Here is a 10276-nt window from a genome sequence, read left to right as displayed (position 1 = left end):
CTCACAGCCCCATCCCTTCCGGCACAGCCAGCCCCCCCCCCCTGAATCCACAACATTACATGCCCCCTCATCCGCCCTTGCCCATTCAAGGTGAGCAGCAAGCCCCTGCATAATCACCATGGAGGCAGTATCGTACCAGCTCGTTTCTGAATAAAATCTATTTATTCAAGAAAATACGCTGCTCCGCAGGTACACGAAGTCACGGATTCAAGTAAAAATTGGTAACACATTCCGGACAAATGCCATGGGAAAACATGGCTTGGGTCTTCTTGCTCAGATAGGCCTCGATAGGAACCCAGCTCTCCTGCTTGCGCGGGTCCGCCCCATCAAGGCGAACACGTTTGCAGTGTGAACAAATTGGAAGAATGCCTTCAAGTTGGGTGATATGGGCAAGCGCTCCTTCCAGTTCCGCAATTTTTACCTTAAGTTGCTGCTCGTTTTGATCCAAGGCGTTGACCATGCAGTTGAAAGCGTTTGAAAAATCCCCCATAAAATCAATGCGCTGATTATAGTCCCCCTGTGCCACCTGATTTGTCTGCCAGGTCAGTTGCAGCAAGCGTGAATGCAATTCCTTAAAGGGAGAACCTAAAAAATTGCGGGGCCTTGGAGGCTGCACCTGGGCAAGATTTCCCTGGGAAAGGGGGAGAATGAATTCATGCACTTCTTTCAGACAGGTAAAGAGTTCGTTGAGTAGTCGAGCCAACTGACGATCTTCCTCGGAATCCAGACTCTCGATCGCAATCTGCTCCGGCACCTGCCCATGCAAGAGAGCGTTGAGCTTGGTGCAGGCTTCATCTATCATGCTGTTCATCCTCTTGTACTCTTGCCGAGAAACGGCACACCCGCTCGCCACTGGCCCAGCAGTCCACTTCTTTGACATGGAAAGGCTTACCTGTGTACACTTCGAATATTCCGCTGATAAAGCCCTCGTCGTATTGACACACAACCTCATCGGTGCAGGGAAGCCCAGAGCAGTCAAGATCCTCTGCAACAGTCAGGGTAAAGTGGAGTGCTTCCAAATCGGCCTGTTCAATACGCAGAATACCGATGGCCTGTTCTTTGAGTACCTGCTGCAACTGTGAGATAAACGCATGAATCGGCAAGGACGTATCGAGCATGTTCCGGCAAAATTCCTCTCCGGCCCGCTTTCCAGCCCGAACGACAATTCTGTTTGCCTGTTCGGCGCCAAGCTCAGTAGAGAGAACATCCCAGAGCGTATATTGCATCAGTCGATATACAAGAACCGGAACCATAGGGCCAAGATTAGGGCGGCCGACATCTACCTTCCCCAAATCCTGCCAGGAAAATTTTCGTTGTTTCCTCTCGTGGTGCATTGTTCCAACCTCCAAAAAAATGGTTCCAGAAACGAAGGTGCGTTTTCTTCAGGGCGGTAAAAAAAGTGGTTCTCAATATCAAGGGTTTCAACTGATCAAAAAGGAAAATTCAATAACAACCATTGCCCATTCCTTATCACTCCCATAAAAAATCCCTATGAGCTGCGCACGGCGACCGACCGTGAGTAAACTGACCAACGTAACCTGGCCCACAAAAGTCACAGAGGCCTGATTTTTTTTTGAACAGCAGTCCGTGGCAAGACGTCTCTGGCGTGAGTGGAACGACAAAATCGTTTAAGCAGAGATGCTTCGTCAGGATTTATGGTAATACCCTTTACAATAAATTGCAGTTCTCCCTGTACGTCAAGTGGGGAACGACTCCCTGCGGATAAATCAGGTTTCTTTTGTTTGACTGCGCCCGCTTTGCCTGTATACGATTAAAAATGATTTAACGGATCAATTAACTAAATCGATCTTGTTCATGGGGAGACTGTTCCTGAATACGTGATGGTGTGTGGTCACTAAACAACGATGCTGGCCCACGGATAAAGGATCACGGCTTCAGGCAGTCGAAGGGTTTGAGCCAACTCCTGTTCATCACCTTATTGCGCCTGCATTAAAAGAATGATTTTCCTCGTCATCAAGACTTCTGGGAGACACACGTAATGGAAAATACGGTGAACGGTTGCACCGGCAGAATTCTGGTCGTGGACCATGTCCCTGATGATCTGCAGATCCTGAAAAACCTGTTGGTGGCACATGGCCACACCGTTCACTCAGCAACAGATGGGCAACAGGCTCTTTCATCAGTTTCGACAGAACCTTTTGATTTGATCCTGTCATCTTTTCGGCTACCAAAGATCGACGGTTTCGATATCTGTCGTCGACTCAAGTCCCAAAACAATACAGCCAATATTCCGATTATTTTCATCCATAATCAAAGAAACAGTGGTGACAGCGCCGAAGCATTTCGCGCCGGCGCAGCAGACTGCATCAATAAACCGTTTCAGGCGGAGGAAGTGTTGGTCAGGGTGCAGACCCAGCTGCGGCTTCAGGAATTGACCCAACGTCTGGAACGACACGAAGCAAGGACAGCCGCAAAAATGAGGCCTGACAAAGTGCATTCAGGCACTCAATCTTCGAGCCAGAGGCCGTTTGCTGACAAAAGCGAACAGATGCAGCTGAGTGATCTGTTTAACATTGATGAATTACAAAACATTCAGGATTTATTTGCCAAGGCAACAGGAGTTGCCTCTCTGATCACTGACAGGGAGGGGAATCCTGTCACAAAACCGAGTAATTTTTGTCGGTTATGTGAATATGTTATCCGTACAACGGAAAAAGGCTTTCGCAGGTGCCGCGCCTCCGATGCGGCTCTTGGGCAGCTAAATGAGGACGGCCCTATTCTTCGGCAATGCCTCAGTGGTGGTTTATGGGATGCCGGAGCCAGCATCTGCGTTGATGGGCAGCACATCGGCAGTTGGCTTATCGGCCAAGTTCTGGATGAATCGATAGATCCCGACTCCCTGCTCTCCTACGCAGAAGAGATCGGTGTGGATAAGGAGGACTACAAAGAGGCGCTCTCTCAGGTGAAGCGCATGCCCTTAGCCCAATTCGAGAAAATCGCCCAAGCCTTGTATCTGATTGCCAACCAACTCTCCAAAATGGCGCTGCAAAACATCCAGCAGGCCCGTTTCATCGCCGAACACAAGCTCATGGAAGATGCGCTCCGGGAAAGCGAACAGAAATTTCGCACCTTGGCCGACAATATCCCGAACCTGATTGTTCGCTATGACTGCAAACTGCGGAGGACATACGTCAACAAGACCTGGGAAAAGGCCAGCGGTCTGTCAGCCGCCCAGGTTGTAGGAATCCCAGGTACTGCTATTCCCCACGTACCGTCCCCCACCATTGCCGAATACACCAAAAAACTCCAGCAGGTCCTGACCACTGGTATTCCCGAAGAGATTGAGTTTTACTGGGTCAACGCCCGGGCAGAAAAATTGTTTCTTCGTTATGCAATCGTCCCGGAATATAATCGCCATGGTGAAATTATCGGTGTGCTGGCCGCGGGGAACGATCGTACCGCACGCAGGCAGGAGGAAGAATTGTTGCACAAACGGGAGCAGGAATTCCGGGCCATGGTGGAAAATTCTCCCGATACCATCGTTCGCTATGATAAGAAATGCCGCCGTATTTATGTCAATCCAGCCTTTTCAAGGCGAACCAATACATCCCCGAAGGACGTACTGGGCATCACGCCTGTTGTAGGCTCTCCTGTCACCGACGTGGTCAGCTACCAAAACACCATTTGTAACGCCCTTGAAACAGGCGAGGAAAAGGAACTTGAATACACTTGGGTCGACAATGACGGCAAAAGAAAGGTCAGTATCTCCCGCATGGTGCCTGAATGGGGCGCTGATGGCGAGATTGCCAGCATTCTGGCAATCGATCGCGATATCACCGAGCGCAAGCGATACGAAACCCTGGAGGCGGAGCGGCTGCGGCTGTTCGAACAAATGGCCCACGGTGGAGGGTTGCCGGAATTGCTCGACCAGGTGGTTGCCTTTGCAGAAATGTCCTGCCCTGATTTTCAGGCCAGCATCATGCTCTCGGATGATGAGGGAAAGCGGTTGTTCACCGGCTCGGCCCCCAATCTTCCCCCTGATTATTTAGCGGCCATCGACGGGATAGAAATCGGCGAGGGGGTGGGGTCATGCGGTACTGCGGTTTGGCGTGGAGAATCGGTTATCACCGAGGATGTCGAAACCCATCCCTTCTGGGCACCGTACAAACAGTTGGCTCGCCAAGCAGGATTCCGCTCATGCTGGTCGGAACCGATCTTTGATTCCGCAGGCCATGTTGTCGGCACCTTCGGCATCTATCGGGCCATCCCCGGTGCACCAAGCCAGGCCGACCGGAAGCTCATTCATCAGGCGGCCCATCTCGCCTCCGTGGTGATTGAGCATAAGCGGATGGAGGAGCAACTGCGAATTAGCGAGCAACAGTACCGAACCCTGGCTGAGAATTCACCCAACATCATTATCCGTTACAATCGAGAATGCCGCTGTCTCTACATCAACCCTGCCTTTACCCTGGAAACCGGAATCCCGGCTCCAGATGGAATCTACGCAGCCTTAGGCAGTCACCGCTGGCAAATCAATATCCCCCAAGAGGAATACCTGAACCGCTTGAGTCAGGTCATGTCCACCGGGATCCCGACAGAAATCAGACTGGAATGGTCAAGTCCGAAAACCGGTCATGTCATCAGTCATGCCTTTCATGTGGTGGCGGAGCGCAACCCACAAAGCGAAATCATTGGCTGCCTGGCCATAGGCCACAACATCACCGCACTCAGAGAGGCGGAATTACGTTTAACCAAACTGGCGGACACCTCACCAGGAGTGCTGTACACATCCCTCCTCTGTCCGAACGGAACGACCAGCATCCCATACATTTCCCCACGCATAGAGGAGCTCAACGGCCTGCACCCCGACGAGATAACTGCGGATATCACTGCCTTTCGCGAGCGGATGCATCCTGAGGATGTTCCCCTTCTGGAAACCTCTATCAATGTGTCTGCTCGTACACTTACCCCCTGGCACGCAGAATTTCGAATGGTTCATCCTGAAAAGGGGGAGGTCTGGGTGGAAGGACGCTCCGTGCCGGAGTCCAAAGCTGACGGCACTATCCACTGGTCAGGATTTCTCCATGACATTACAGAACGAAAAAGAGCTGAGCATCTGTTGCAGGTGAAGCGGGAGAAAATCGCTGCCATGACGGTGGAGTTGTCCCTGGCCGAAGATCGGGAGCGACGTCGCATAGCTGGAGAACTGCACGATCATATAGGGCAAACCCTGCTTCTTGGCAGGATCAAGCTCGGGAGCCTTACCGCGCAAGTCAATCCCCCTTACGAACAAAGCACCCTCAAGGAGGTCTGCACCCTCATTGACCAGACGATTCAGGACGTTCGTTCGCTGACGCAGCAACTCCATCCTCCGGTCCTGGTCAGTGTCGGTTTGGAGGCAGCACTGGAATGGCTGGCCCGACGGATGGAGACGGATTACCTACTCCAGGTGTTTTTTGCCGACGACCAGGCCCCCAAGCCGCTGACTGAAGAATTTTCGTCGGTTATCTATCAGTCAGTACGTGAATTGCTCATCAATGTGGCTAAACACGCGGGGACCGATACAGCATGGTTGACCATTGGACGAGAAGAGGATATGTGTCTGCTGACGGTTAAAGATAAGGGGAAAGGATTTGCCTGTATCCCCGACTTCGGGACCACGATGGCGGGTGATTCGGACTGTTCCTTTGGCTTGTTCAATGTCCGTCAACGAATCAAATTGCTCGGTGGTGAAGTCGTGATGCACTCGGTACAGGGTGAAGGGACATGCGCCTCCATCAGGATCCCCCTGGCACAGAATGAAGGAGAAGCTCCCCACCCCCTGTGAGCGAATGTGCGGAGCCGGGGTAATCAGGCTCTCCTTTTTACAAAACAGTCTTCCCCCAATGACAAAAATACAGGTGAGTGATGCGTATCACAGTAATGCTCGTGGATGACCACACGATCATGCTCGAAGGGCTCAAATCCTTGTTGGAACAAGCTGAAGACATAGAGGTTATCGCTCAGGCGACCAATGGGGGCGAAGCTGTGCAGCAGGCTGAAATACACCGTCCCCAAGTCATCGTCATGGATTTGACCATGCCGGGTATGGGGGGGATCGAGGCCACTCGCCGTATCGTCACTGCCCATCCCGATATCAATGTTCTTGCCCTATCGATGCTCAAGGATAAGAGCTGCGTGGTTGAGTGCCTGAAAGCCGGAGCAAAGGGCTATCTCCTTAAAGATTGCGCCGGGGAAGAACTCATTGGTGCGATTCGGGCCTTGGCGGCTGGCGAGTTTCATACCTGCTCCATGATCACCGAACTGATCATCCGGGACTATATCCAGTTGGATGGTGCGGGAAGAGCCTCTGCCAGACAGATTCTCTCCAAACGTGAACAGGAGGTCCTGCAACTGATTGCCGATGGAAAAAGTACCAAGGAGATCGCTTTTCAGTTTGGTGTCAGTACCAAGACCATTGATGTCCAACGAAACAGTATCATGAAAAAACTCAACCTGTTCAGTGTTGCCGAACTGACAAAATACGCTGTACGTGAAGGACTGAGTTCCATTGAACAATAGGGTGTCTTGAATAATTAGATTTTTCAATCAAGGTCAAGGATTGCTGACAATTTTACCGCAGGCATATAGTTGATATCGGAGTCTTCGCTTACCTCCGAGGATAAAATTTTCAGCATGACGCCGAGATTGGCAGAAAAAGCAATTATTCAAGATTCCCAATAATCTGAATCCGCAACTGCGGATAACTGCCTCGCATCTCTTCGCATTCCTTTAGATCGATATAAAGGAATACGAAGCCCCCCTACTCTTTTCCTGAATATCCAATCCCCTAAAAATTAGATATATTTGTCGTTAATTCGTGTTCGCAATCATAGCGAGTTCACGCGACTCTCTTGCATATCTGCGTGCTCCATTTTTTACGCTGGCAAACCCTATTCCGGAAGACGCAGATCAAGTATTTCCCAAACGCACCAGAAAGAAAGAGGTAACACTAGCTCCATCCCCTCAATAAAACACAGGTAATCACCAAGGCGCTACCAAGACAATATTGTGTTCATGGGGAGAGACACAAAGACAATATGATCTGCTCATAAACCAACACTCAACGAAAATCAGCCATGACCGACGATCTGTCCCCGATCTGTGAACCGTGCAAGCCACGGCTTGGCGTACCTGAAATGCGTAGGCGCCATGTCAAACAAGTATTACTCGCAATCCGCAAAGTGAACCGGCTGATTGTATCATCCACTGATCCGGAAAGTTTGATAGAGCAGGTCTGCGAGTCCTTGATAGAAACCATGGGGTACTACAATGCCTGGATTGCTCTGGTCGATGCTTCAGGCACCTCCGTCACTGCGACAGCGTCTGCCGGTTTCAATGGGGGCTTTGCAGCTCTCGAAAAAAAACTTGCCAGAGGAGAGTTCGCAGACTGCCAGTTCTCTGCCCTTCCCAATGACTCGTTGAGAGTGATCACTGCCCCCTATACAGAGTGTAAAAATTGCCCACTGGCGCCCGAATACGCTGGACGATCCGGTTTTTGTCGCCGCCTTCATCATCAAGGAGTTACCTACGGCACCCTCTCTGTTTCCATACCGGCTCCCTATGCCTTTGATGAAGAGGAACAGGCCCTCTTTTCTGAAATCACCAACGATCTCGCTGTTGGTCTCTTTACGATCGGGACAGCTGCTCAACTCAGAGAAAGCCAGGCCATGCTTGCGCGCACTGAACAGATCACCCATACCGGGAGCTGGGAATGGAATATCTCCAACAATCAGATGCGCTGGTCCGAGGGACTTTTTCGTATTTTTCAGCGGGATTCAGCTCAAGGCGCACCAATAAGTGAAGAGCTGGAAACGCTTTTTGTTCTCAAAGATTCAGAAATTTTTCGCCTGGCGATCGACACATGCCGAACTTCGGGTACTCCTTTTACTCTTAAGCTGCGTGCTTTTCGTCCCGATGGGCAGCTTCTCTATTGCCTGGTCCACGGGCAGGCGAAAAGAGGTACTGATAACCGTATTAATGGCATTATCGGATCCATCCAGGATATCACCGATCAAATACAGGTCGAACTGGCAAAGCGCCAATCGCATGAGTTAATGCGGTACGTTATCGAACATCTTGACGGGGCTGTGGCCCTATTGGATAAACGCTTGCGTTTCATGTTTGTCAGTCGTCGTTTTCAAGAAAAATTCAATCCTTCTGAAGAACAGATCATAGGGAAAGAACACACATCCGTAGCTCCCGGTCTAGCTCAGAAATTTGGAGAGGTCTATCAGCAAGCCTTGTCGGGCGAAACCGTTGAGGGGGATCGAGATCCTTTCCTGAAACAAAACGGAGAGTTGGAGTGGTGGAAATGGAGATGTCGGCCCTGGTATGAAGCCAACGGCGATATTGGTGGTCTTGTTTTGCACATAGTCAATATCACCAAACAAATCCGTATAGAGGAAGAACTGCGATGCAATGAACAACAACTGCAGCAGATCTTTGAGATTCTTCCCATTGGCTTATGGATTACCGATAAGCAGGGAACCATACTACGCTGCAATCCAACGGGAAAAGAAATTTGGGGCGCCGAGCCAAAGGTGCCCTATACCGAATACGGTTCTCTGAAGACCTGGGCACTTCCATCACGTCAAGCGATTCAATCTGATGAAAACGCTTTGACCAAAACGCTCCTCACGGGTGCATCTACAGTGAATGAACTGCTTGAAATAGAGAACTTCGCTGGCCAACGGAAGACTGTCATTAATTACACTGCACCATTATACGATGACAGCGGTCACATTGGTGGAGCCGTTGTGGTAAATCTCGATACCAGTGACCGCAAGCTTTTGGAGGATCAGCTTCATCAGGCCCAGAAGATGGAATCCATCGGTCGATTGGCCGGAGGTGTTGCCCATGATTTCAACAATATGCTTGGGGTCATTCTTGGCTATGCGCAAATTGCCTTGACCCAGACAAAGGGTGAACAACCAATCAGCAAGTCCCTTGAAAAAATTCAAGAGGCAGCCCATCGCTCCGTTGATTTGACCCGGCAGCTCCTCGCCTTTGCACGTAAGCAGATATCAACACCGGAAGTTATTGATTTTAATGATATTGTTGACAAAATAATTTCCATGCTCCGGCGTTTAATAGGAGAACATATCGATCTTCTCTGGCTGCCTGGGGAATCCCTCTGGTCGATTGAGATGGACCCATCCCAAGTCCATCAGATACTCGCCAACCTTTGCATCAATGGCAGTGATGCAATTGGAGATCATGGAAAAATCACGATTGAGACGTGCAATATACATTTGGATGAAACGTATTGCGCACAGCATGTAGATTTAGATGCCGGAGACTATGTCATGTTGGCTGTGAGTGATAACGGCTGCGGCATGGATGAGAAAACGCTCACCTCCCTGTTCGAACCTTTTTTCACGACCAAGGACAAAAATAAAGGAACCGGGTTGGGGCTGGCAATGGTCTACGGAATTGTCAAGCAGAACAAAGGGGGGATTCATGTGTACAGCGAACCTGGCCAGGGCACAGCATTCAAAATCTATTTTCCGCGCCACAAGGTAGACTCCAATCAAATAGCAGCTCCAAAGGAAAACAGCAGGCCAATGAAGGAGAAAAGACAGGTAAGTGTGACTGAAAACGAGGTAATCCTTGTCGTGGAGGATGAGGCGATGCTCTTGGACATAATCGTCCCCATGCTCACTATGATGGGATATGTCGTCCTCTCTGCCACCTCCCCAAATGAAGCCATCTCAATTGCGGAAAATCACGAGGGCACGATCAACCTACTGATTACAGATGTGATTTTACCGGAAATGAACGGTCGCGAATTAGCTTCCACACTTCATAGGCATCAGCCAGGGCTCAAGGTACTGTTCATGTCAGGGTATACAACCAATGTTATAGCCCACCATGGCGTCCTTGATTCGTGTTTCCATTTTATGCAAAAACCATTTTCCCATCAGGACCTTGCAACCAAGGTCAATGAAGCGCTGGCTGGTTGTTGAATGGCGAGACAGACACCAAAAGCAATGATCAAGCGCAAGAAAGTCTCAGGCTAGGCATTGATGCCAATTCTTTCCTGCTGCCCCGCCTTCCGGGCTGAAGGTGATTTTTTTTACAAAATAAGCCTTCTTCACACTGTACCACCCTGCTCATTTTCCTGAAAAAAGGGTCACGCACGTCGTCCTAGTACCATGTAACAATCATAAATTCGGATAAAGTCTTTTTAGCTTAACCCTGGCGTCCTGTGTTGTGAATTGCCAGTCAATTTTTTTGGTGCTGTTGTTACGGTCACATTCCCATGCCGCAATTT

General features: G+C 50.0%; 5 protein-coding genes. 3 read left to right on the top strand and 2 right to left on the bottom strand.

The genetic code is table 11. From position 1 onward, the window contains the following. Positions 1-199: 199 nt before the first annotated feature. Entirely contained in the window at positions 200-802 is a 603-nt protein-coding gene (locus JWJ90_RS21755; protein ID WP_205229326.1) for a HAMP domain-containing protein, read from the bottom strand. Next, positions 792-1334 carry a V4R domain-containing protein gene (locus tag JWJ90_RS21750; protein ID WP_205229325.1) on the bottom strand — a complete coding sequence of 181 codons (543 nt, stop codon included), beginning with the start codon at positions 1332-1334 and terminating at the stop codon, positions 792-794. The genes JWJ90_RS21755 and JWJ90_RS21750 overlap by 11 nt, the downstream gene beginning before the upstream one ends. A gap of 665 nt (positions 1335-1999) precedes the next feature. Between JWJ90_RS21750 and JWJ90_RS21745 the strand changes: the two genes are divergently transcribed. The 3 genes from JWJ90_RS21745 (at position 2000) to JWJ90_RS21735 (ending at position 9968) form a co-directional block, all read left to right on the top strand. Then, positions 2000-5788, top strand: a complete 3789-nt coding sequence (locus tag JWJ90_RS21745; RefSeq protein WP_205229324.1) for a PocR ligand-binding domain-containing protein — start codon at positions 2000-2002, stop codon at positions 5786-5788. A gap of 80 nt (positions 5789-5868) precedes the next feature. Continuing rightward, the gene (locus JWJ90_RS21740) at positions 5869-6522 is read left to right on the top strand and encodes a response regulator transcription factor (protein ID WP_205229323.1); all 654 of its coding nucleotides are present in this window, start codon (positions 5869-5871) and stop codon (positions 6520-6522) included. Positions 6523-7079: 557 nt separating this feature from the next. After that, the gene (locus tag JWJ90_RS21735; RefSeq protein ID WP_205229322.1) at positions 7080-9968 is read left to right on the top strand and encodes a PAS domain S-box protein; all 2889 of its coding nucleotides are present in this window, start codon (positions 7080-7082) and stop codon (positions 9966-9968) included. Positions 9969-10276 lie beyond the last annotated feature (308 nt).

This window comes from Desulfobulbus rhabdoformis, from assembly GCF_016919065.1.
GTDB lineage: Bacteria > Desulfobacterota > Desulfobulbia > Desulfobulbales > Desulfobulbaceae > Desulfobulbus > Desulfobulbus rhabdoformis.
The sequence above is the reverse complement of the archived record's forward strand: the minus strand, read 5'-3'. Positions and strand labels throughout refer to the sequence as shown.

What these genes read in the sequence shown, in the direction of transcription:
- JWJ90_RS21755 (WP_205229326.1), bottom strand. Translation starts at nt 802, where the DNA reads ATGATAGATGAAGCCTGCACCAAGCTCAACGCTCTCTTGCATGGGCAG.
- JWJ90_RS21750 (WP_205229325.1), bottom strand. Translation starts at nt 1,334, where the DNA reads ATGCACCACGAGAGGAAACAACGAAAATTTTCCTGGCAGGATTTGGGG.
- JWJ90_RS21745 (WP_205229324.1), top strand. Translation starts at nt 2,000, where the DNA reads ATGGAAAATACGGTGAACGGTTGCACCGGCAGAATTCTGGTCGTGGAC.
- JWJ90_RS21740 (WP_205229323.1), top strand. Translation starts at nt 5,869, where the DNA reads ATGCGTATCACAGTAATGCTCGTGGATGACCACACGATCATGCTCGAA.
- JWJ90_RS21735 (WP_205229322.1), top strand. Translation starts at nt 7,080, where the DNA reads ATGACCGACGATCTGTCCCCGATCTGTGAACCGTGCAAGCCACGGCTT.